Here is a 24,286-nt window from a genome sequence, read left to right on the forward strand (position 1 = left end):
TTTTGGGTTAAAATTCTTCGTCTAACTCGCTAAGTACATCTGCTAAATCTCTTGCTCCATGAAATACCCGCAGGATCTCAATAGTTGTATCTTGAATACGATAGAAAATTAGATAATCCTGAAAATCTTTGATGCGCCATTGTCTGATTTCACCCAATCTCGACACCACCAACTGCGTTACTTTTCCCATACCAGGGGTTTTTACCAACTGTTCAAAAGTGACTTCCGCAGCATTTAAAAATTTAACAGCTACATCAGCATTTCCATTGACCAATATATAATTTGCCAACTGTCGCAAATCTTGCGTTGCCAGATCTTTGACAATTAACCGATAGTTCATGAGTTACTACGCATCGTTCGATTTGTCCATACTGTTCTCACCTAAAACCGTAGAACGCAAATTTTGCCAATATTCCGGCGTTACTTCCTGTCCTTGAGAATCAATACCTTCGAGTAAAAGAGCTTCCAACTTTGCTTGTGCTTTCCGTTTTTGGTCTTGCTGCACTAAATCTAAAAAATATTCGGCAATGCTATTATAAGCACCTGTCATGACTTGTGCCTCAAGATAAACGCGCACTTCATCAGGTATATCAATGTTGATATTCATCAGGCTTCAAGCATAACTAATCGCTACTATTTTAACGTGAATTCGACAAACCTCACTCACCCAACGAATCTCTCCTACCTCTTGTTTTAAATTTTGTGTGCCGACGATCGCCTGTATCTCTACAGCCAGTTCCCCACTAAAATGTAAGGTGCCCAATAAACTGGATGCTCAGATAGGGGATCTTTTAAAAGAGCTATTTGGGCATTACGTAAGGCCTCTGCTTTGGTTTCTTTAGTACTGCTCAAATGCTTGTAAAACTGACGCATCAAACTGGCTGTTGCTTCATCATTAACAGACCATAATGTTGCTAAAGTGCTACTAGCTCCTGCTTTGACTGCTATTCCTGCCAAACCTAAGGCAGCACGTTTATCTCCAACTGCGGTTTCACAAGCACTGAGTACCAGCAATTCGATCGCTTGTTGCTTTTTCTGTTCAGGTATCTGTAGTAATTGATCTAAGTCATTAATTCTGATGCGATCGTCCCAAGCCAAAATAAAGGTTTCTATTGCTTTGGAGCTAAATTTCCCATGAGTAGCAATGTGAAGTATTGGGAAAACGGCTGATTGCAAGTGAGTTTGCAGATTTTGACTGGTAAATTCCTCATTTAATAAAACAGTACTTGGGACTTCGGATTTGATTTCCTTCATTTCCTGTTCTACATACTCCAGGGCAGAAAACCCCTGTCTGGCTTCAGTTAACCCGGCACCAAGTACTTTAAAGTTATGCTGTGCCAACTTCTTAGGAGGTAGTAACTGGAGACTTGGGGTTAAAGCAATGTTGTAATTTTCTACCAAATAATGATTCCTATCATGTAGTGCTGCCATCGGAATATTTCGGAAAACACCATCCGGTACAAACACTAAGGTTTTAATCCCACTTTTAACTATGTCGGTTTCTACTGGACGGATCAACCAGTCATATACTTGTTGAGACAAGGGCAAAAAGTCTTCTTTGGAACGGATGACTAAAGTTTTCCGCAGTTTTTCGACAATACTTTCCAGCTGAGCTTGAGGTAAAGAAGTCGCGTAGTGGCGTAAAGGTTGCTGCGGTAAGCTAATAATAACTTCTAATCGGTCTGGCAAGATAATCGGGTAGATTACTCCAGCCACCGGATCTAACTGATCGATTTGAGTGTATTTTCTATCTAAACAGGCTTCGCGGAAAAAGTCATCTAGTTCTGCCAATTGTAAGGACTCAATCACTTGACGAGCTTGGATCAGAGCTTTTTGACTAGGTTCAGCGGCTCCAGGTTCTAAAAGTAAACTGACTAGTTCGCGGTAGACTGGTTCTACACTTTCCCGAAAACTAAATTGAATATCTGGATCGACGGCAACCAAATCGCTACGCAAGGATTGTAGAGTATTGACAGCTTGGGTGTAAGCCGCGATCGCACCTTCTTCATTTCCTTGTACTTTCAAAAGTCGCCCTAACTGCCATTGCCAACGGTAGGCAATTTCTGGTGTATTAATAGATTGTGCCAACACCAGCGCTTGCTGTGTCAAATCTTGGGCAATTGTCCATTGCTGAGTCTGTTCATAAAGTCCGCCCAGTTTCCCCAGTGCATAGGCTTGTGCTTGTTTGTCTCCCAAAGTTTTGGCCTGTTGCAGGTTATTCGCTACTAATTGGGCAATATTTTCTGTGGTTGGCGCATTGGGGAGATTTGCTTGCTTGAGGCGAGTGAGACTCTGGGCTAAATTCAGTTGCGCATAAATTGCTGTGCGGCTAGGAGGTAGATCAGCAAGTTGGAGTTGAATTTGACTCCATAGTGTCTGAGCCGATGCCCATTGCTTGGTATCAATTAAGGTACTGAGTTGATTTAATTGCGATCGCATTTTCAGCATCTGGGAAGGTGCAAGCTCTATTGCCTGTTGATACAAAGCCAACGCCGATTCAGAATCTTGTTTTGCACGCGCCACATTTCCCAAATCTATCAATGTCGCACTAATTTCTGCCGGAGATTGTAACTTTTGGGCGATCGCTAAACTTTGTTGCAATACCTGCTGTGCTTCTGTTAAATTCCCCACTAAGCGCAAACTTGCTCCTAAACTGCGTAACCCAGCTGTTTTGAGCGGTGAATCAGGTTGTTTTTGCAGGATTTGGTTTACCTGAGTTAGTGTCGATAAGGCTCGCCGATATAATCCCAGCGCCTTTAAAGCCTGAGATTGATTGATCAAACTACGCAGCACCCCAGTCTCATTTTTTGCCTGGATGTAAGTGGTCGTGGCTTGTTGCCAAGTGAAGAGTGCAGCTTCAGATTTTCCCGTTGCTAACTCGAGACTAGCTTGGGTGTTTAGGACTTGAGCCAAGACTGGCAAATATTCTTGCTCACCCTGTTTTTTCTGTAACAATTCTCGGCTAGTAGCAATTGTTTGGGTAGCTTCAGTCCATTGACCTAGTTGCTGATAACTTAGTGATAGATTACTCAAAACTCTGGTTTGATTGAGTGTATCTCCCTGTGACTGATAAATCTGGAGAACCTGCTGCCAGATTTTGACTGCTGCTAAAAACTGCCCTGCATCATAATATTGCCTGCCTTGCTCCTCCTGCTTTGCCACATTGGATGATACTTGCATTAGGGATGGTGGCAAAGAATCAACTTTGGCGATCGCAGGCAATAAATTACAAACTAGTCCTAAGAACATCCAAAGTATAAATACAATGAAACGAACATATACTCGTTTCCAGGTACTTTTATGACCATAAAAATATAGATTAATGTGCATAACAATTAGTTGAGGGCGACCAAGTACTATAAGGAGTTGCGGTAGGAGCCTGTGCCATCAATAACACTTCACCTTGGGAATTTACTACTATAGCTTGGGCTTCCACTATCGCATTAGAACTAGGAACAAGTGGGGCAGAAGTTTTCCCAGCTATATTTTGTGAATTTTTGATCGGAGTCGTCTCCAAATCTTCGAGCAGACTATCGCTACTAAGTATGCCTTCAGGACTAGGTGATAGCCCACCCCTTCCAGTCACTACAAACCGATTACCAATCTGTCTCTGGTCACTGAGCAAAGTCGAAGTGCAACTTTGAACTATAAGTTTTGAGCTATCAGTAATTTGCGGAGGTAAGTTTACTAAACCTTTAGTTGGATCAGCATCAAGAGTTTTAATTTCTACAACACCATTAATCCCAAAGGTAGAACTAGCAGTAATGTCACTCAAAGAAGTCTGTTGTGCGCGGAACTTCTGCCCAAATACATTCTGAGCTGTAATTTGAATGTTACCCCCCCATCCTTGAAATGCATTAGCAGTAATATCACTATTCCCTAAGGGATCTGCCACTAAAAAAGTTGTATTTATCTTGATATTGCCCCCATTTCCCTGTTGACTAGCAGTGCCAGCAGTGGCTGAAATTAAGCTATTGTGTCCCATTTGCAGAATATTGCTGACTCCCAGGGAAATATCACCACCATCATCAGCCGTAGTTTCCGCCAAAATTGCTCCAGAGCGATCAAGAAAAATATTACGAGCTGTTAAATTAATACTGCCTGCTCTTCCTTCGCCACTTGCTTGTGCAAACAATCCACTGTTTGCTTGACCATTACCAGACCTACTAATTCCGTCGTCGCTATCAGAGCCATAAGGAGTTTTACCGCCACCTGTACCCAAGGTAGAAGCAGAAATCTTCGCCCCATCCAGAATGAATAAATTGCCTGTATTTACAATCAAGTTACCGGCGGGAGCATCGCCTAATGTTGAAGTAAATAAACCACTAGATGATTGATCCACCGAGGAAGTCCCCAGCAGTTGAATTTTATCTGTAGCAGTCACCTTGACTAATCCACCAGGCGCTTTCCCCTGAGTCGCCGCCTGAATCTGCGCCCCATCCCGCACGATTAATTCTCTGGTATTAATCGTGACATTCCCCCCCCAACCTACATCTCTAGTAGAGGCGGAAATTAGTGCCTGCTTTCCTTGAAGAATTAATTCCCCAGTATCTATAGATAGGTTACCTCCCCGACCTTTAGCACCTAACTCTACCTGCGCAAATAAGCCACTAAAGGTGATATCTGTAGGCTCTCCCCAGACTGTCACCATCTGAGGGGCAATTACAGAAATACTCCCAGCATCTCCCGTATTAAAGGTGCTGGTTGAAACTTGCGCACCGCCTTGGATAAGTAATTTTTCAGTTGCTAAGGTAATGTTACCCCCCTGACCGGTGGCTCCTAACTCCACTTGGTTAAACACACCGCTAGCTTGACCAACTGTTGGGGAACTTAGCAGTTCTGTTTCTTTAGCGTAAATTTTAATACTGCCTGCTGATCCCTCAGCAAATGTAGAAGCTGATATCCTGGCTCCATCACGGATACTCAACATTGGGGTTTCCAGAATTACTTCCCCAGCTTGTCCAGAACTGGTAGTTTCCGCCACCAAACTACTAAAATACACTGTATCGGATAGCTGTCCCATCCCTTGCATATCAATAGAATCAGCAGCTTTCACTATAAGTTTGCCACCAAAACCGCGATCGCGGGTATTTGCTACTATCTGTGCGCCATCTTGGATACTCAATTTTCGAGTTTCAATTGTGACATCTCCTCCAGCACCTAGTCCTCTAGTTTCTGTTCCTAAAAGACTCAAGTTAGCCAATTTCACATCATCAGCGCGAATAGTTAAGTTACCACCCTTACCAATGTCTTCTGTTTCTGTAGAAACTATTGCTGATGATCCTTGAACTGTCACTTTCGCAGCTTCCAGGTTGATATCTCCACCATGCACTGAACCAGATGTCATTGCTTGAACAATAGAATCATTTAAAGTCAGTTGATTAGCTCGGATAGTTATTGAGCCACCGCTTTGGCTACCATTGGCATCTGTATTAGCCAACACTTGTGTTTCATTCAAGGTGACTACTTGACCCTGAATCTGGATATTCCCACCACCAGCACCACTGACATCAATTCCAGTGCCATCGAGCTGAATTGTCTGAAACTTTTCCACACCTGTATATCCCAAAGCAAATCCCTGAGAGCTTGGGGTCAGGCTAACAAAATTATCATCTCCCACACTCCCCAATTCCACCCGACCACCAGGCGCAACTAGGAACTGGCCAGCCACAGAAATATCGCCACCAACTAGAGCTAAAGTTTGAAAAGGCTGCACTAACAAAGACGGACTCAAAGACGGATCATCTTGTGCAGGCTCTACTTTAATGTCTCCAGATTTGGCAGCAAATTGTAACCCTAGGGGAACACTGATAGTTAGCAAGGGTGGAGCAGGATTAGTAGCACTAAAAACATCTCCATTAGAAAGCTTTAAACTACTGGCAGTACTGGCGATAAATGAGCCACGAATATCTAGTGAAGCATTGGAGCCAAAAACAATACCATTGGGATTGATCAGAAATAAGTTGCTATTTGCTTGGATTAAACCGTTGATCTCAGATTTCAACCCACCAGTCACACGGCTGATAATGTTCTCAATCCCTGGGTTCTGATTATGGAAAATTGCAGAGCCTCCTCTAGGGACAGAGAACTCTGCAAAGCTGTGAAAAAGGTTACTACCTGCTTGGGTTCCGCCTGTAATTACAAAATTCAACCCTGGTTGGATTCCTGGTGAAACTACAGTTTGTCCATTAGGAAGCTTGTTATCGGCTCTGATTTGTGCAGACGTTGGGTAGATGGTGCTGAAACAGCAAATAGTGATTCCACTTGTCATCGCCAGCAGGTAATGATACTGTCTCAGCGCTTGAATAATTGGTTGGTTGCGCATTACCTAAAAACATTGAGAGAAGACAGAGCTTGATTGACAATGATTTCTGGGTCAATTTATCCATTTTGATGATGTGGATGCTTCTCCCAATCAAAGATTTCCTCGTTTGAATCACCAGGCTGACCCCAGGTAATCTTCCCTCGCAACGTATCTAATAAGGTTTGCTCAACCACATCATTTAAGTTCTCCCAAGATAAATCATCTCGTTGAAGTAAGACTTTGAGTTTTTGCAAAGCAGCCATTGCTGCATTTTCTTCCTCAAAAGTTAGAGAACTTTCACTGCGCAGCGGGTCTCGTTGCACAGCCATAATTCCTTGCCTGACAGCTGTCACGATTTGCGATCGCAAATCGGTTTTTCCCCGATGCCATTGCCGCTGCCATCCTCGCTTGCTAGTAGCATACAGCGCAGGCAGACGATTTAATGCATAAGCAATTACCTCAGATGGATTAGTGTATTTGGCAGTTTTAGCGGGCAAAGCTTGGAATTGTTGCTCTACTTCCTCTACAACTAGCACTTCCATCACATTTCGCGAGTTTTTTGTAAATGCACGCTGCTGTTTAGATTGCTGAACTGAAGCATGACCCTGATAAACCATGAAAGAAACTCCCCACAGAGCAATACAATCTCAACTTTTACTTACGGCTTTATATTGCCCTTATATTGCGTCTAACTAACATGTTTTCTAGGGTTTTGACAAGTAATTAAAAAAATTAGCTAACATCTGACTTTACCCACTTTTTGTGGATGTATGTCAGATTAAAGATATTAATAATTTTGCTAAAAAATTTTAAATTTTAGGTACAGATAATATGTTTACTTACCAAATTTAATTGCCGTTATAAAGCTCTAGTAAAGATTTTTTAGTATTAAAATATACTTTATATTATATAATTATCTAAATAAATATTCTTGCAATTACTAGTATTGTGTACATAAGTACTTTTATAAACATAAAGTTTTTGTATAAAAAATTACATATATGCTAGTATTTTATGGAATTTTTATAAAACTGTAGTTAAGTCTCCTAATTATCGCTTCAGAGAAATTTCGCTGTTCTAGATTTTGCCGTTGATATAAAGTTGAGCTATAGATGTACATAGAGCGAGTATTCTGAGTTTTTCACTCAAAAAATTAGTAATAGTAATTTTAATATTTTTTAATCGCACCACATTTGAGAAAAATGTTCAAAAAAATTTATTTACTAGTAACCCAAAAATCAAATATGAAAGCGAAACTTAAGTACCAAGCAAATCTAGTTACACAACTAACTATAGCCTTAGGTTCATTGAGCAGCATTTCTCCAGCGCAGGCGATACAATTCAACTTCACCTATGCTGAAAACAGTCCTCAGGAAATCATAGATGGATTTAATAAAGCTGGTAATATCTGGTCTTCTAAACTCCAGGACAAATATTTTGATATCAATTGCCTATGTAATCGTGATACTACAGTCAATCTTTATATCAATTTTCAAGAATTATCTAACCCCAAAGCGCTGGGAGGAACACGCCCAACTATGGTGAAGGTGGGATACGATGATTTTCTCACTAATACTTTTCAAAATATAACGGACAATAATGATTTGCTAGCTATGAAAAATCTGCAAATAAATAATAATTATAAAAATATTTTTGCCAACAGAGACCTTCAAGAAATTCAAAATCTCAGCCGGAAATATCTAAAATTTATGGGTTCTGAATTCAGTATGGTCATGAATAATTCTAGGGCTGTAAATTTTGATAATTATCAAAGGTTAACATCATCTGGTAATACTATCTTAGATAATAACGGTAATGCTAATAACAAGACAATTTGGTTGAGTAGTGCTAACGCCAAAGCTCTGAATCTGATTGCAGGTAATGAAAGTGGATTTGATGCCCAAATTTCTCTTGGTAATTCAATGCGAGCTAGTAATGGAGAAATTATTAGCTATTCTGGGTGGTTAGCCCAGCAATCAGGATTTGGTAATTTCGTCCAAGATTCTATTTGGGACTTCTCAAGTGTTTATTCTCATAATGCTACTATTGCTAGTAAAAAATTTGACTTTCTTAGTGTAGCTCAACACGAAATTGGCCACGCATTAGGTATTATTAGTGGTAGTGATGCTGTTGAAGTATTAATGAACAGCGTTACTAAAGGTAATAGTCCACCTTTAAATGATGAAGATTTAACATTTGTTACTCCAATAGATCTGTTTCGCTATTCTGAAAATAGCAATAACCAAGGCGTTTTTGATTGGTCTAAAGGTTCTGGAAAGTACTTTTCTATTGATGGCGGTCAAACACGTCTGGGTAATTTTGATGGTGCGAATTATCAAACAAGTCACTGGAGTGCTAGTGAAGGCGAAGCATTGGGAATAATGCATCCTGTTCTCAAAAAAGGTGAAAAGTTAGAAATATCGGATATCGATTTGAAATTACTAGATGTGATTGGCTGGGAGATCAATTCTCAATCTCAGGACATGATTGAAGTAGATGTCAATATCAAACAACCCAAAAGAGCATTAAATGCTAGTATTATTGATAATTATATTTCCAGGGGTAGCAAGAATTATACAGCTACGGGAACTAACTATTTGGAAGCATTAGATATTAATTATTTATCACCTAGTGAATACGAAGCCAACAAAACACAATATACTATAGATGACATTATCCAAAATGCTGACTTTAATCAAGATTTTATTACTCATAATCATGAAGATCATGAAGAAGATAGTCATGATATTGTCTCTGTACCAGAACCAAGAACTACTTGTGGGTTGGGAATTATAGGATTAATGGGCTTGGGCTGGTTATTCAAGCGTCATTAAGGCTCAAATCGGATTAATGCTAGCATAAATAGACTTGGTAATTAGGTTAGAAATCATAATAATTAAAAATAAAAATTACTTTCTGGAGATGATTGTAATTTTTACTTAAGTAAATTTCCGTAAAAATTACCGACAAATAAAAATTGATTATTTATATAAAAATTAATTTAAATATAGCAGATTGCTAATAAATAGAGTATTGATTAAATAGGTAGAACTGATAAAAGATATTAAATCAAGCTTGAGGCTGATGAAGATAACCATGAAGAACAAGGCATTTACCGCTATCTGTTTAACCGCGCTGCTTACCCTCTCCTGTGCTGTTCCCAATCAGGTACTAGCCACTGAAAATAAACCAAAGGAGGGCTTACCTGGACGCAGAACTGGAGGTGGAACCCGTGGAGAATGCTCCAGTAATGCTGGAAAATTAATGGCATTGGTTCCAGAAAACAATTTGGCTTTAACACAACAAGCCTATCCAAACATCTTATTCTATATACCTCAAACTTCTAAACCAATAACAATGGAGTTTGTGCTTCAAGATGATAGTCGTAATTCAGTCTATGAAAAAACTTTCACAAAAAACGGTTCTGATACTAAAACTGATTCTGGAGAAATCATCAATCTTAGCTTGCTGGATTCTACATCCTTACCGCCACTGATCACAGGTAAAACATACCATTGGTACTTATCAATAATTTGCGATCCAGAAAATAGAGCTAGTGATATTGTTGTGCATGGATGGATTCAACGAGTAGCCGTTGACCCAAATCTTGCTAGAAAAGTAGAACAAGCATCATTGCTAGAGCGTGCTAATCTATATGCTAAAGCAGGACTGTGGCAAGATGCGCTAGCTACTTTAGCAGAACTCCGGTATAGTCAACCTCGTGACTCCAAGCTAGCTGCTAGTTGGACAGAGCTATTACAGTCTGAAAAATTGGATGCGATCGCACAAGAAACGTTTTTGAATATCAAAATCCAAAAAGACCGCTAATTAGAAGCTAAGTAATTTTCTCAAATACCTATTCACTACTATACGTATAATTACCGAGAATCAATTATCATAGGGTGCGTTAGCAGCATAACGCACCCTATGATGATTTCGATGACAAAATGTCTTGTTTGAAAACACATTATTGGTCTGTTAAAGTACTCCGCCACATTGATTTTGATGATTCGGGGATTTCGCAGCCCATCAAAATTAATGGCACAGACTACTAGATTGCTTGAATATAGATGGCTTCAAGATGAGTTTTGAGTTGAGTCTTAGGGAACACTCTTATTACAAGGAAAACATCAGTTTGCAGTAGACATCACTTCATCTGATATCGGTTATCTATAAAAGTCCACTCTCTCAATCTAGAATTATTGTGATTGCTAAATATTCCACAAAATTTTTATCTATAGTATCAGTAGTTACTAACCATTGTCAGCGCCAGCTTAATAGATCTATCGTCAAATTGAGTTTGAAGCAATCAGTTCTAATTACTAGCATTCTGATTACAGGGCTGGTGCTTGGTGTCAGACAACTTGGCTGGTTAGAGTTCTTGGAATTGGTTTGTTTTGATCACATGGTGCGTCTTGTCGGTGATGCTGGCCCCGATCCACGACTTTTGGTAGTCACAATCTCAGAAGCCGATATCAAACAACAGAAAAAGTGGCCCCTCTCGGATCAAACTCTCTCTGAAGTATTAATCAAGCTGCAACAGGCTCAACCTAGGGCTATTGGCTTAGACCTTTACCGTAATCTCCCCCAACCACCGGGCCATGAACTTTTCATGCAGCAACTTCAAGCTTCTAATGTCATTACTATTACTAATCTTGGTGATACTAATGCAGAAGGAGTCTCCCCTATTCCTGGTTTATCCCCAGAACACATTGGTTTCAATGACTTTGTGATTGATCCAGATGGAGTTGTGCGCCGCAATTGGATACATGCTTACCAAGGCGAGAAACAATACTATTCTTTCTCCTTGCGCTTAAGCCTAAAATACCTTAGCAAACAGGGAATTTTGGTCAAAATTAACCCGAATGTACGGTTAGGTAATACTATATTCCCCCCTTTACATCCCAATTCTGGTGGCTATCACAACATTGATGATGCAGGTACTCAAATCATGATTTCCTATCGATCGCCTGAACAAGTCGCACGACGGGTGTCATTGACACAAGTGCTACGGGGTGAGTTTGAGCCGGAATGGGTTAAGGACAAAGTAGTATTAATTGGTACAACTGCCTCTAGTGTCAAGGATCTGTTCTTCACTCCCTATAATGCTGGTAAGTCTGCAAACCCAGGGATGCCTGGGGTGCTACTTCATGCTCAACTTGTGAGTCAACTCCTGGGCGCCACTTTAGACAAACAACCAATCTTCTGGTTCTGGCCGGAATGGACAGAATATTTATGGGTGTGGACTTGGGCTTTGATTGGGGGTGTTATGGTATGGCGAATTCGTCATCCCTTAATCTTAGGAGTTGCTGGAGTAATTTCTTTATGGGGCTTATCTATTATTTGCTTTGGTATATTTACACAAGCTGGCTGGATACCTATAATACCATCAATGCTAGCGTTTGTAGCAACGGGTGGAAGTTTTTTGGCTTATAAGCTCAGGCACAATTTGCTGCATGATGCTCTAACTAGCCTTCCTAATCGCGATCTGTTTTTGAAACAATTGGAATGGGCGATCGCAGATACGAAATTGCGCAAAAATTCACGCTTTGCCCTGCTGTTTTTGAATATTGACCGCTTCAAGCTGATTAATGAGAGTCTTGGTCATCAAATTGGTGACCAGTTATTAATCAATGCCACTCAAAGATTAAAAGCTTGTCTAGGACGAAGAGGCACAATAGCACGAGTTGGAGGAGATGAGTTTGCTATTTTGCTAGAAAATATAACCGATAGCAGTGAGGTGAATTGCATAGCTGACCAAATACACAAGGAAATGACTTTGCCATTCCACAACAATGGGCAAGAAATATTCACCAGCATTAGCATTGGTATCGCTTTCAATCAGAGCGAACTTGACTATGAATCAGTGACTTTGCTAAGAGATGCTCATACAGCTATGTATCGGGCTAAAGACCAGGGTAAAGGACGTTATGAAGTCTTTGCCACAAATATGCATACGCAAATTTTTAAGCGTTTTCAGTTAGAAATAGACCTGCGTCGCGCCATTGACAAGCAGGAATTTTATCTCCACTATCAGCCAATAGTCTCCTTAGCAACAGATACAATTATTGGGTTTGAAGCACTCGTGAGATGGCAACATCCTCAGCATGGATTTGTCTCTCCAGGAGAATTTATTCCAGTTGCAGAAGAAACAGGGTTGATTATTCCTTTAGGTAAGTGGATTTTACAGTCAGCTTGTCAGCAATTGTCTATTTGGCAAGCTCAATTTTTTTCAGATCCACCACTGATAATGAGTATCAACCTTTCTGGACATCAGTTGGCTCAACCAGACTTGGTGGAATACATTGAGCAAATTCTGAAGCTGACAGGGATCAACGGACAAAGTTTAAAATTAGAAATTACTGAAACTGTAGCAATGAATAACGTTGAAGCTGCAATTAGCATACTGCTAAGACTGAGAACGTTAAATCTACAGCTAAGTATTGATGATTTTGGCACAGGATATTCTTCCTTAAGTTATTTACACCGCTTTCCGGTCAACACTTTAAAGGTAGACCGATCTTTCGTGAGCCGGATGGAGGATACGAACGAAGATCAAGCAATTGTTGAGACAGTGATCCTGCTTAGCCATGCACTGGGAATGGATGTGGTTGCAGAAGGTGTAGAGACAGCCGAGCAAAAAGCAAAACTGCAATTACTAGGTTGTGAATATGGACAAGGTTATTTCTTCTCTAAGCCCTTAGATAGTAAGAGTGCAACTGCATTACTAAACCGCCAATTTGAAAATAAGTAAGCGCACAAAATTATTACAGATGAGTTTTTTATCTGCATAAGAGTTTGATGATTGACCCTAACGCCAATACTCCTGAAGTGAGCTTATTTGGGCAAAATAAAAAAGCGCCTCCCATTTCTGGAAGGCGCTTTTTATTAAGCTAAGACTTCAATATTAGCCGTTGATAGCAGGAGAAGTCAAAGCAACAGGAGCAACTTCACCAGCAGCCAAGTCTAAGGGGAAGTTGTGAGCGTTACGCTCGTGCATTACTTCCATACCTAAGTTAGCGCGGTTGATTACGTCTGCCCAAGTAGCGATGACGCGACCTTGAGAGTCAATTACGGATTGGTTGAAGTTGAAACCGTTCAGGTTGAACGCCATTGTGCTGATACCCAATGCGGTAAACCAGATACCGACTACAGGCCATGCAGCCAAGAAGAAGTGCAGTGAACGGCTGTTGTTGAAAGAAGCGTATTGGAAGATCAAGCGACCGAAGTAGCCGTGAGCTGCAACGATGTTGTAGGTTTCTTCCTCTTGACCGAACTTATAACCGTAGTTTTGAGATTCGGTTTCGGTTGTTTCACGAACCAAGGAGGAGGTTACCAATGAACCGTGCATTGCAGAGAACAAGGAACCACCGAATACACCAGCTACACCCAACATGTGGAAGGGGTGTAACAGAATGTTGTGTTCAGCTTGGAACACAATCATGAAGTTGAAGGTGCCGGATATACCCAAGGGCATACCGTCGGAGAATGAACCTTGACCGATTGGGTAGATCAAGAATACTGCGGTAGCAGAAGCTAGAGGTGCAGAGTAAGCTACGCAGATCCAAGGACGCATACCTAAGCGGTAGCTGAGTTCCCACTGACGACCCATGTAGCAAGCACAACCTAGCAAGAAGTGGAAAATTACCAATTGGTAAGGACCACCGTTGTACAGCCACTCATCTAAGGAAGCAGCTTCCCAGATGGGGTAGAAGTGTAAACCGATCGCGTTTGAAGAAGGAACAACTGCACCAGAGATGATGTTGTTACCATAAATCAATGAACCTGCAACAGGTTCACGGATACCATCGATGTCCACAGGAGGAGCAGCGATGAAAGCGATTACGAAGCAAGCGGTAGCGGCTAGCAGGGTGGGGATCATCAATACGCCGAACCAACCGACATAAATGCGGTTTTCGGTGCTGGTGATCCACTCGCAAAACCGATCCCATACACTGGTGCCTGAGCGCCGTTGTAAGGTTGTTGTCATTGTTTTATGAGTGCTAATGATTTATGGGTGAATAATCTACGGTAAAGTATTTTTTACCGATACTTATTAACTGTACATGAATTTAAGTTAAAAATGTTATTTATTTTTTTATAATATTTTGCAATAATCATTAACATTACTTATAGGGGCTAGGGGCATTGGGCTTTGGTTTCAATTTTGATTTTGAATTGATATGTCTCCCTGATCTTTACCATTTCCTCTGCCCCAGATCTGTTTGGGTGGATTAAAAATCAAAATATATATATGGCAAGCTGCCTTCTGGAGCCAATAACCACACGGCGTAGAAGCAAAGAGGTACAAAGACAAGTTTGACAGGCCAGTTGAATTCTACTTTAAGCCGACTCTTGAAGGCATAGACAAGGGTCATGAACAAAGCTAAAAATATTAATCTGCCAGCAAGTTGGGATTGGCTGATGTTAAGGGCTTCTACGTAGACTTTTTGGGCAAACTGGATATCAGCCGGATAACCCCACAGATGCCGAAATACCAAAGAAGAATCTTTGAGGTTGGGTAGTCGGAACCAGATCCAAGATGTGAAAACCATCAGTTGGGTAAATAGCCAAGCGGAAAATATGCCTAGAGGCTTTTGCCAAAAATGATCCAAATTTTCATTGCGATCGCCGATCGCATCTGTCAGGCGGTGAACTATCAAAGCTAAACCGTGATATGCACCCCAGACGATAAAACCTAAGGCTGAACCATGCCAAATACCAGCAATTAGCATGACAATTAGTAAATTCCAGCAGGTGCGTGTTAAACCTCTACGGGAACCACCCAAAGGAAAGTAAACATAGTTCCGTAACCAATCACCCAAAGTCATATGCCAGCGCCGCCAAAATTCTGCAATGCTGGTGCTGAAGTAAGGAAAGTCAAAATTTTCTGGCAAGACAAAGCCAAATAGCAATGCACTACCACGAGCAATGTCTACATAACCATTAAAATCTAAATATAACTGTAAACCATAGGCAAATATAGCTAACCACAGGTCTGTACTGCCTGCTCTAGTCAAATTACCAAAACATAAATCTACAAAAATTCCTAAATGATCTGCCAATATACCTTTTTTAACTGCACCTCTAGCAATTAACCACAATCCCTCAGCGACTTGAGCGGGAATAGGTGATTGTAGTGTATTTACTTGAGTTGCTAGGTTGTGGTAGCGAGTAATTGGACCGGAAATTAGTTTCGCAAAGAATAATTTATAAGCGGCAAATTTAAGAAATTGATTCGTAGCAGGCGCACCCCGATAAACATCAATTAAATAAGAAATACATTCAAAAGTAAAAAATGAAATTCCCAAAGGGGCGATAAATTTAAAAGCGGCATCTTCTGAGTTTGTTTGCACATGAAAAGCCACTTTGAATACCAGTGGTAGATATTTAAATCCTAGTAACAATAAAACATTTAAAATTACTCCAACCCATAAAATTTTTAACCGCTGTTGATTCCAATCAGCTTGAGCAAATAGCCACTCATCATTAGAAATTCTTCCATCAAGAGAACGTTGTCCTGGTGATGTATGTTTGCCAATCTCCAGTCCTAAACGGAAATTAATAAAAGTCAGTGCTAATAATAGTGGTATGTACTGAACATTTAAAGATGCGTAAAATATCAGACTGGCAATCAACAGAGTCCACAACCGTAATCTTTGTTCTGACAAAGACCAGTAAATTCCTAGTACACTCAGCAGGAAAATTCCATAGAAAAGAGAAATGAAGTTCATTGTTTAGTCAATAGTCAATAGTCATTTGTCAATAGTCATTTGTCATTTGTCTTCCTCATCCCCCTCATCTGCTTACTTCGCCCGTCGGCCAAGGAATCATCGGATCGCGAGCTAGTTTTTGTGAGACTTCGTAGGCTCCAAAGCGGTTGAGGTGACTGGGATCGGAAAAGTAGTCATTAACTTTTGGCCACAATTTACTTATGTCTCGATAGATAAAGTTGGGATTTTTAGACATTTGTAACATATATTTTTGAAATTCTTGCTCATATTTTTGACGTATTGGGTCTAAATATTCTGCGGTTAGGGGCATGTTGACAAATACTAGAGAAATTTTTCGAGATTGGGTAAACTGAAGCAGTGCTTGGAAAGCAGCGTCTTGTTCACCTGTTATTTGAAAAGATTGATAATCGTTGTCGTAATTACCTGAAACTTTGGGGTGTTTTTGATAGTATCTATCCGGATGGAAGCGGATAGATAAAGGTAGGAAACCATCAAAGTCAACGGACTGCTGAGAAGTATCTTCTTCTAAAACGTCGTTACTTAACTGCGTAGAGGTTTTTACCTGAGTTTGCTCACTCATTAAAGGTAAGGAGTTGAGTTGTTTTCGTAATAAATCTTTGATGCGATCGCGGTTTGGATAGCTAGCAGAAACAGCGGCTAAAGCTTGATTAAGCCACTCATTGGCAAGTTGATAGCTACTCATTTCTGGCTTTTGGGTTTTTGTTTTTTTCTTGCCAGAAGAATTTGCCGGATCTTTGAGTAAGTCATCAGTGGTACCTGTGGCGATCGCTTTCTGTAAGGCCTGTTTGTAGCCTGCTGATGAGGCGATCGCGGCAAAAGTCATATCTTTCCGTCCGCTATTAAATGCACGGGAACCATCTGCCCATAAAATCAGTTTTGGTAGTTCTTGTGGTTCTAATACGCGACGGATAATAAAGTCTACAACTTGGGCTGTGGCACCATTGACACCAAAGTTAAAAACATCAACGTTAGGATAACCCTGAGTTGCTAAGGTTTGCGAAAGAGCGGCAGGATCGACTCCTCTAAGGGCACGAGATGAGCCAATAATCAACACATGGGGAGGACTACCATTTTTAGCCAACCGCTGTTTGTATAAGGCTATTTGCTCATCTAATTGCCTAGCATTAAAACTGGGCATTTGCGATCGCGCTGCTAACAAAATGGCGGTGGCGGTGGCTTTTCCCTTTAGTGGTGCAGCTTGCAAGTTCTCTGTTTCGCTATCTTCATTCTCGGTAAAGCTAGAAGCATTGAATACAGAACTGTGGCTTGTATCAGGTTTATTCTGACTGGTGTTAGCCAAAAATGCTGTTCTTTGGTTGGGATTTTCCCCAGATTGGGGAGTTGTTTTTTGGGCAGAGGATGATGGCGTGACGACACTAGCAACCTGAGGCGGCGAACTTGGGATGTTGCGAGTCATAATTTGACCCAACACCCAATCAGTTTGCATAGTCAGCAATAATCCTAATGTACCCCAGACAATGCCTATTTTTAGACCTTGAGCCTCCAGATTATACTCTGTTGGGCGATCAATTTCTGTAAATAGCTGGGTTTGTAATAACCACTTTTTAACTTTTGCTGTTGCTGTGGTTACCTGATCCCGCGTTACTTCTTGAATAAAAGTTTGAACTGCCTCTGTCGTCAAGTCGGGACGTAAGATTGGTTCATTGGGCGGGGAAGCTACTAGATCTTTAATGTAAATCGCAGTGGCGGCAAATTCTGGAGTGGCTTCTGGTACTAAACGTTGACGAGGTATAAAATCTTCGCCATGATGCCACGTTGGTTCTTTATTACCTGCACGCCGCCCATAGACACGTACTCCCAAAACTCCAGGAATTTTTAACTCACGGATTAATTGCGAGACTTTTTTGGCGACTTTTTTGCGATTTGGGCAAACAGGAGCATCACACATGACGTGTAATAAGTCACCTTTAATTAGGGGGACTACGCGAATACCACCTGTTTTTAATCGCCAATCTAAGTCAGGATTAAGTAACCGTTCTAGGAGGTAATGGATGGCGGGTTGATCGCCAGTCGTGGCTAACTCTAGGGCTGATGGGGCTAGGGCTGGATGCTGGGTTGCGGGTAAGGAAAGCCAATCAATCCAAGCTGGTTGTTTGTCGGCTGTTTTTTGTCCATATAAGGTAGCGGCTTTGATACCTTGGGGTGCGATCGCTTCTAGCTGCGATGCGATCGCCTGTAAGCAAGGCTGTTTTTCTGGTGCTGGGGCTGTTTCTAAAGGATCAAAAACTGGGCTGCAAAACAGATGTAATGTTGATTCTTGCAACGAAGCTTGAACAGCCACCTTCAACTCTGATAACATCTGGGTTAATAGTTTGGCGATCGCTTGCACATCTCCCCAACGCGCCCAATCTTTAAGCATCACCTCTGGTGGTGTCAAATCGATCCGCAGCAGCCAATCAGGTGAAGTTTCACCATTCACTTGCGAAACAATCACTGCATCTTGATAGCCACTAAGCTTGAGATGTCTTAACTTTTGGGCTACTGGCTCTGCGAGTAATGCTGAATCGGGACTATAACCCGACTGACAAAATATCCACAGGCGATGTCCCTCTTGCGGCTTGACTTTCACCTGTACTGCTACACCCAAGGTACTCAGAGTTTCGCTAAGGTAGCGGGCGATCGCATCGGGATGTCCTTGTTTTGCTAAGCTTTCATTAGAGACAATCAGCGCCCCAGCTGATTGTTGGGATCTCATCTCGTCTTCTAGCAGAGCTTGCTTCACCTGCTCCAAATGTTTTTCGAGTTGATTTAAGTAAACCCGATGACACCATTGGGGTCGATGCTCCCCTTTTTTTCGGCCGTAGACAAATACTTGGTATATTGAGGGTTGTTCGCTGTTTGTGAGGATATCTAAATCTGTTTGCTGGAGTGCTTGCAGCAAGTCAGAGAGAATGTGCCAACGTCGCGGACACTCTGTCCCTTCACAAAGGATATGTAGGTCATTTCCCCGCAACCGGACTTTCACGCCGAAAGTGTTAATTCCAGTTGCTTGGCTTACCCATTGCACTATTGATTTCTGGCGATCTAGTGATGCTTTTTTCATGGGCAATTAACTTTAGAGGCAGCGAGTATTGGGGGATAGTGCTTGCACTTGTAAACTAGAACCATAGATTTATCACACCCTGACGTTTGTTTTTAACACTTTTGTTACCTTCTTCCTTAGCAATATGGGCAAAGATAGTTATTTATGTACATTTGCGAGCTATGCCTATGTTTAGATTTTCCGTTGATTTTACTAATGTGCAAATAACCAAGAATTAACCATGTCTTCAGCTACCCGTAAACCAAAAGCCAATCCGGAATTAAATTTGTTGCTATTTAGCATTCCCCAATCAATGCTTGTACAACTAGGTACAGCATCTACATTACTCTTGTTAACAGCTGGCAAAGCTTCGCTGCAAGCCCTAGAAACTATGGGGCAAACAAGTGAAGAATTATTTCGGGGCGATCGCCTACCCATACTCGACTTTCCAGAAGATCACGAAATAAACAACAGTTAAAAATTTTACTCTAAGAAATTTAAGTCACTCTGGACAGCTGCCATGAGTGTTGCTTACAGAACATAGCATTCAAAACAATAATTGTCTTGCAAGAATAGAGAATATGAGTTCCCTTTTATACTCTTGGTCTCAGGCGGCGAACATCTACCCCGCATCGGAATTATTTTTGCGCCATCGCCTCCAAATAGTGGAGGAATTGTGGGAGTCAGTACTCCGACAAGAATGCGGACAAAAAATGGTAGATTTGTTGGGTCAACTGCGCGATCTATGTTCGCCAGAAGGTCAAGCAACTCATGACCAAGCCGCATCGGCTGTCAAGTTGATTGAACAACTCAATATCAATGAGGCCATCAGAGCAGCTCGTGCCTTTGCTCTCTATTTCCAGTTGATCAACATCATAGAGCAGGAATATGAACAACGGCAGCAATTAACTCGTTATTCGGAAGCAGAAAGCCAAACAGAAGATTCAGAAATCTTAGCTAATATTAGCTCTTCATCTAACCAACGGGAAAACGATGCACCTGTTGTTAATAGAGGAATAGGCGCAGATCTATTAGCTAAGAATTGGGTGACAAAAGCCAAAGAAAAACAAAAAGGTACTTTTGCGGCTTTATTCCCCCATTTATTTAAACTCAATGTACCGCCCCAGCAAATTCAACGCCTGATCGCCCAACTAGATGTCCGTTTAGTGTTTACAGCCCATCCCACAGAAATTGTGCGTCATACGATCCGGGATAAGCAACGACAGGTGGTAAACTTACTACAACAGCTAGATTCGGTAGAAAATCGCGCTGGAAGTACAATTGGCGGATATCCCTGGGAAGCAGCAGAAATCAGGGAAAAATTACTCGAAGAAATTCGCCTGTGGTGGCGCACGGATGAACTCCACCAATTTAAGCCTACCGTCCTAGATGAAGTAGACTATGCTCTGCACTACTTTCAAGAAGTTTTATTTGATGGGATTCCCCAACTGCATAAACGGTTGAAATACGCTTTGCATAAAACCTTCCCTTGGCTGGAAGCACCGCAGAAAAACTTCTGCTCTTTTGGCTCTTGGGTAGGTTCAGACAGAGATGGAAATCCCTCAGTTACACCAGAAATTACCTGGCAGACAGCGTGTTATCAGCGCAAAATGGTGTTAGGTAGATATATTAACTCCGTGAAGCAGCTGATTGAGTTATTGAGCGTGTCGATGCACTGGAGTGATGTCTTACCAGACCTGTTAGAATCCTTAGAGTTGGATCAGTCACAGCAGAGTGAAGTATATGATGCATTGGCACTACGTTATCGCCAAGAACCTTATCGCCTGAAACTGTCTTATATCCTCAGAAGACTAGAAAATACGCGCGATCGCAATCTGGCGTTATATCACCGGGAAACACCAAAAAATGAAGACCAACCCATGTATCGTTCAGGGTCGGAATTTTTAACAGAACTGCGGTTAATTCAACGTAACTTGACCGAAACAGGTTTAAGCTGTCGGGAATTAGAAAATTTGATTGCGCAGGTAGAAATTTTTGGCTTTAACCTCACCCAATTAGATATTCGCCAAGAATCTTCCCGTCACTCCGATGCACTCAACGAGATTCTGGAATATTTGCAAGTATTACCGCAATCTTATGATGAACTCACAGAAGAACAGCGAGTAGCTTGGTTAACCGGAGAATTACAAACCCGCAGACCATTAATTCCCGCAGAATTGCCATTTTCGGAAAAAACTAACGATGTAATTCAAACCTTCCGGATAGTGCGATCGCTACAACAAGAATTTGGTGTCCACATCTGCCAAACTTACATTATCAGTATGTGCCGCCAAGTCAGCGATGTATTGGAAGTTTTGCTATTAGCGAAAGAAGCCAGACTTTTCGATCCAGCGATCGCTGTAGGGACAATTCAGGTTGTACCTTTATTTGAAACCGTAGAAGACTTGCAACGCTCCCGCAGTGTGATGCGTCAACTATTTGAATTACCATTGTACCGCGCTTTGTTAGCCGGAGGTTACCAGCAATTAGAGGACAAGGGGGATAAGGGAGACAAGGGAGAAAAAGATCAAGCTGACTTTTCTACTCAAGCCACTTGTCCGCTGACATTGGACTTGCAAGAAGTGATGCTGGGGTATTCTGACAGTAATAAAGACTCTGGTTTTTTAAGCAGTAACTGGGAAATTCATAAAGCGCAAAAATCACTCCAGCAAATAGCCGAACAGTATGGCGTGAACCTGCGGATTTTCCACGGACGCGGTGGTTCTGTCGGTCGAGGTGGTGGCCCTGCTTATGAAGCGATTCTAGCTCAACCAGGTCACAGTATTAATGGCAGAATCAAAATCACCGAACAAGGAGAAGTACTAGCTTCCAAATACTCCTTGCTAGATTTAGCTTTGTACAACTTGGAAACAATTACCACAGCAGTGATTCAAGCCAGCCTGTTACGCACAGGTTTCGATGATATCGAACCTTGGAACGAGATTATGGAGGAACTCGCAGCGCGATCGCGTACTCATTATCGCGCCTTGATTTACGAGCAACCCGATTTTATCGACTTCTTCCACCAAGTAACTCCCATCGAAGAAATTAGCCAGTTACAAATTAGCTCTCGTCCGGCGCGCCGTCCATCTGGGAAGAAAGATTTAAGCAGCCTGCGAGCCATTCCTTGGGTATTTAGTTGGACACAAACGAGATTTTTATTACCTTCCTGGTACGGTGTTGGTACAGCTTTGCAAGAATTTTTGCAAGCAGAACCAGAAGAGCACTTAAAGCTTTTGCAATACTTTTACGTGAAGTGGCCTTTCTTCAAAATGGTTATTTCTAAAGCAGAAATGACCTTGGCAAAAGTAGACATGCAAATGGCTAGCCACTACGTCCAAGAACTGTCAAATCCCGAAGATAAACCCCGATTTGAAAAGGTTTTTGAGCAAATTGCTAGTGAATACTACCTCACTAAAGATTTGGTCTTAAAAATTACTGGACACAATCGACTTCTTGATGGCGATCCGGTTTTGCAGCGTTCAGTACAGTTACGCAATGGCACCATTGTACCTTTAGGGTTTATTCAAGTTTCCCTCCTCAAGCGCCTGCGACAATCACGCAATACTGGGCCATCTGGGGTAATCCACTCTCGTTACAGTAAAGGTGAGTTACTGCGTGGCGCATTGTTAACCATTAACGGTATTGCTGCGGGGATGAGAAATACAGGTTGAGTCAGTTGTCAGTTGTCAGTTGTCTTGAATTTTCGTAATGTTTGGGGCAATTGCCGACTGATAATTAAGGCTGACGGACAAACTTGGTCAAACAGAGACGCGAAGCGTTTTGAATTATCAGTAATTAACCGAACTTGATATTACATAGTCAATAGACAAGAAACGATGGACTATGGACTATGGACTATTGACTATGGACTAATGATTAAAAATAGAACTTTAATTTGCTCATTTGTGGCAATATCATCAGGAATTTTTGGTGGTTATATCTCTGGACAAATCACCCTAATGATGCATAGCCAGAAGTGTCAAAACCAGCCTTGGGCATTAAATCAATTGTGCAACACTTGGGTAGCACCAGGAGCAATATGGCAAGGTAGCACGACCGGATTATGGATGGGTACGATTTTAGGAGCATTTGTCGCAGGTTTGGCAACTCGCCAAAATTCTCAGTAGTCAATAGTCTAGAGTCCAAAGTCCAATGACCGAGAACAAGGAGGACAAGGAAGACAAATGACTATTGACCAATTACCAATGACTATTAATTATCCGTAGAAGCAGTAGGTGTTTGCAAATGGCTTAGGGCTTTCCAAGATTGGGTACTGGTGTCATAACAGTGCCATTTTCCGCTTTGAACTTCTTGGTAGCAAAATAAAGTGCGATCGCTTCCATCAAGGTAATCTGTTAAATAATAGACAATTCCGCGAAAAGGATAAGTTTTACGGCTGAGTCGCTTGGCTACTGCTTGATTTGGACACTCGACGACGAAAACCGGTTTTCCATCCAGGTGAGCCAAAGAGAAGATACACATCCGCAAAATGGCTCTGAGCCAACTTTCCGAGTTGTCAAAATAATCATTGATGATTTTGTTAGTCAGAGCTTGTTCGAGAGTACGATCCTGGTTTGGAGGGGTTTGAGCTTCAGACATAGCATTAACCTATAGCTATACCGATGGTTTGAGATTAAACCAAAATCTGGAAAAGTGACAAGGGTACAGATCCAGTGAGAATCAATCTGGCAGCGTAGGGGGTAATTGGTGTTTAGCCTCAGCAGGGCTGGTAAAATATACTGATAGCCTTATAAGCGAATGGTCATGACTGCTGAAACTAATCAAGTAAATCAAACAACCACAGGTGCTGATGCTATTGACGAAGCGATCGCACAGGGAATTGATTTTGACGGTTCTCCGATTCCCACCGCCAAGCTAGAACTATATAACAAAGTCATGGCACTAGAGGCTAATAGACAGCGTAGTGGTGTATCAAATACCATGCGATCGCGCATTGTCCGCATTGGTGCAAAACATATTCCTCAAGCTGAACTTGACACTTTCCTAGTAGATGCAGGTTTTGCGCCTTTGAAAGAAAAAGAAATTGCCTTTTTCTACAGCGGAAAATAGCAATATATCTAGGTCGGCGCAATTAAAAATAACAGGCGATAGTTGTCATTTGTCCCTTGTCATTTGTGATTGGTAAAGGTTTAAAGGGTGTTTAAGTGCCGTAATATAGTT

At 41.5% G+C, this 24,286-nt stretch carries 17 protein-coding genes; 7 read left to right on the forward strand and 10 right to left on the reverse strand.

The features are described from left to right. Nucleotides 1–7 precede the first annotated feature (7 nt). The 6 genes from AACU32_RS36825 to AACU32_RS36850 are packed head-to-tail and all read right to left on the reverse strand — an operon-like array spanning nt 8 to nt 6,921. Complete coding sequence (locus AACU32_RS36825; RefSeq protein ID WP_096607188.1) at nt 8–340, reverse strand: type II toxin-antitoxin system RelE/ParE family toxin; 333 nt, start codon at nt 338–340, stop codon at nt 8–10. A 6-nt stretch (nt 341–346) separates the two neighbouring features. Next, nucleotides 347–607 (reverse strand): ribbon-helix-helix domain-containing protein, encoded by a 261-nt coding sequence (locus tag AACU32_RS36830; protein ID WP_096607189.1) that lies wholly within the window; start codon nt 605–607, stop codon nt 347–349. A 6-nt stretch (nt 608–613) separates the two neighbouring features. Next, nucleotides 614–763 carry a hypothetical protein gene (locus tag AACU32_RS36835; protein ID WP_339378575.1) on the reverse strand — a complete coding sequence of 50 codons (150 nt, stop codon included), beginning with the start codon at nt 761–763 and terminating at the stop codon, nt 614–616. Then, nucleotides 727–3,330, reverse strand: a complete 2,604-nt coding sequence (locus AACU32_RS36840) for a CHAT domain-containing protein (RefSeq protein ID WP_096607190.1) — start codon at nt 3,328–3,330, stop codon at nt 727–729. Before AACU32_RS36840 ends, AACU32_RS36835 begins: the two co-directional genes overlap by 37 nt. Next, nucleotides 3,320–6,325 (reverse strand): beta strand repeat-containing protein, encoded by a 3,006-nt coding sequence (locus AACU32_RS36845; RefSeq protein ID WP_096607191.1) that lies wholly within the window; start codon nt 6,323–6,325, stop codon nt 3,320–3,322. The genes AACU32_RS36840 and AACU32_RS36845 overlap by 11 nt, the downstream gene beginning before the upstream one ends. A 56-nt stretch (nt 6,326–6,381) precedes the next feature. Continuing rightward, entirely contained in the window at nt 6,382–6,921 is a 540-nt protein-coding gene (locus AACU32_RS36850; protein ID WP_339378576.1) for a late competence development ComFB family protein, read from the reverse strand. 627 nt (nt 6,922–7,548) lie between these two features. Between AACU32_RS36850 and AACU32_RS36855 the strand changes: the two genes are divergently transcribed. The 3 genes from AACU32_RS36855 (at nt 7,549) to AACU32_RS36865 (ending at nt 13,058) form a co-directional block, all read left to right on the forward strand. Next, entirely contained in the window at nt 7,549–9,138 is a 1,590-nt protein-coding gene (locus AACU32_RS36855; protein ID WP_339378577.1) for an NF038122 family metalloprotease, read from the forward strand. A gap of 262 nt (nt 9,139–9,400) precedes the next feature. Beyond that, complete coding sequence (locus tag AACU32_RS36860; protein WP_339378578.1) at nt 9,401–10,132, forward strand: DUF928 domain-containing protein; 732 nt, start codon at nt 9,401–9,403, stop codon at nt 10,130–10,132. A 472-nt stretch (nt 10,133–10,604) separates the two neighbouring features. Beyond that, nucleotides 10,605–13,058, forward strand: a complete 2,454-nt coding sequence (locus AACU32_RS36865; protein ID WP_339378579.1) for an EAL domain-containing protein — start codon at nt 10,605–10,607, stop codon at nt 13,056–13,058. Between the two features lie 153 nt (nt 13,059–13,211). On the opposite strand, the gene psbA is transcribed toward AACU32_RS36865, so the two are convergent. The 3 genes from psbA to AACU32_RS36880 all read right to left on the reverse strand — a co-directional run bounded on the left by psbA (nt 13,212) and on the right by AACU32_RS36880 (nt 19,123). Continuing rightward, nucleotides 13,212–14,294, reverse strand: a complete 1,083-nt coding sequence (gene psbA, locus AACU32_RS36870; RefSeq protein WP_096607194.1) for a photosystem II q(b) protein — start codon at nt 14,292–14,294, stop codon at nt 13,212–13,214. 244 nt (nt 14,295–14,538) lie between these two features. After that, nucleotides 14,539–16,038, reverse strand: a complete 1,500-nt coding sequence (locus tag AACU32_RS36875) for an MBOAT family O-acyltransferase (RefSeq protein WP_096607195.1) — start codon at nt 16,036–16,038, stop codon at nt 14,539–14,541. A gap of 64 nt (nt 16,039–16,102) precedes the next feature. Then, nucleotides 16,103–19,123 carry a D-alanyl-lipoteichoic acid biosynthesis protein DltD gene (locus AACU32_RS36880; protein ID WP_096607196.1) on the reverse strand — a complete coding sequence of 1,007 codons (3,021 nt, stop codon included), beginning with the start codon at nt 19,121–19,123 and terminating at the stop codon, nt 16,103–16,105. 220 nt (nt 19,124–19,343) lie between these two features. On the opposite strand from AACU32_RS36880, the gene AACU32_RS36885 reads away from it, so the two are divergent. The 3 genes from AACU32_RS36885 (at nt 19,344) to AACU32_RS36895 (ending at nt 23,232) form a co-directional block, all read left to right on the forward strand. Then, nucleotides 19,344–19,580, forward strand: coding sequence for a hypothetical protein (locus AACU32_RS36885; RefSeq protein WP_096607197.1), 237 nt, complete (start codon nt 19,344–19,346; stop codon nt 19,578–19,580). 103 nt (nt 19,581–19,683) lie between these two features. Then, nucleotides 19,684–22,776, forward strand: coding sequence for a phosphoenolpyruvate carboxylase (locus AACU32_RS36890; protein ID WP_096607198.1), 3,093 nt, complete (start codon nt 19,684–19,686; stop codon nt 22,774–22,776). 201 nt (nt 22,777–22,977) lie between these two features. Next, on the forward strand, nt 22,978–23,232 hold the full coding sequence (locus AACU32_RS36895) for a hypothetical protein (RefSeq protein ID WP_096608344.1): 255 nt from the start codon (nt 22,978–22,980) through the stop codon (nt 23,230–23,232). Nucleotides 23,233–23,317: 85 nt separating this feature from the next. Here the strand turns inward: AACU32_RS36895 and AACU32_RS36900 are convergent, their stop codons facing one another. Next, entirely contained in the window at nt 23,318–23,704 is a 387-nt protein-coding gene (locus AACU32_RS36900) for a hypothetical protein (RefSeq protein WP_096607199.1), read from the reverse strand. Between the two features lie 165 nt (nt 23,705–23,869). On the opposite strand from AACU32_RS36900, the gene AACU32_RS36905 reads away from it, so the two are divergent. Continuing rightward, nucleotides 23,870–24,175 (forward strand): small RNA NsiR4-regulated ssr1528 family protein, encoded by a 306-nt coding sequence (locus AACU32_RS36905; protein ID WP_096607200.1) that lies wholly within the window; start codon nt 23,870–23,872, stop codon nt 24,173–24,175. The last annotated feature ends 111 nt before the right edge of the window (nt 24,176–24,286 follow it).

It is taken from the genome of Calothrix sp. NIES-2100, from assembly GCF_963875285.1.
Lineage (GTDB): Bacteria > Cyanobacteriota > Cyanobacteriia > Cyanobacteriales > Nostocaceae > Aulosira.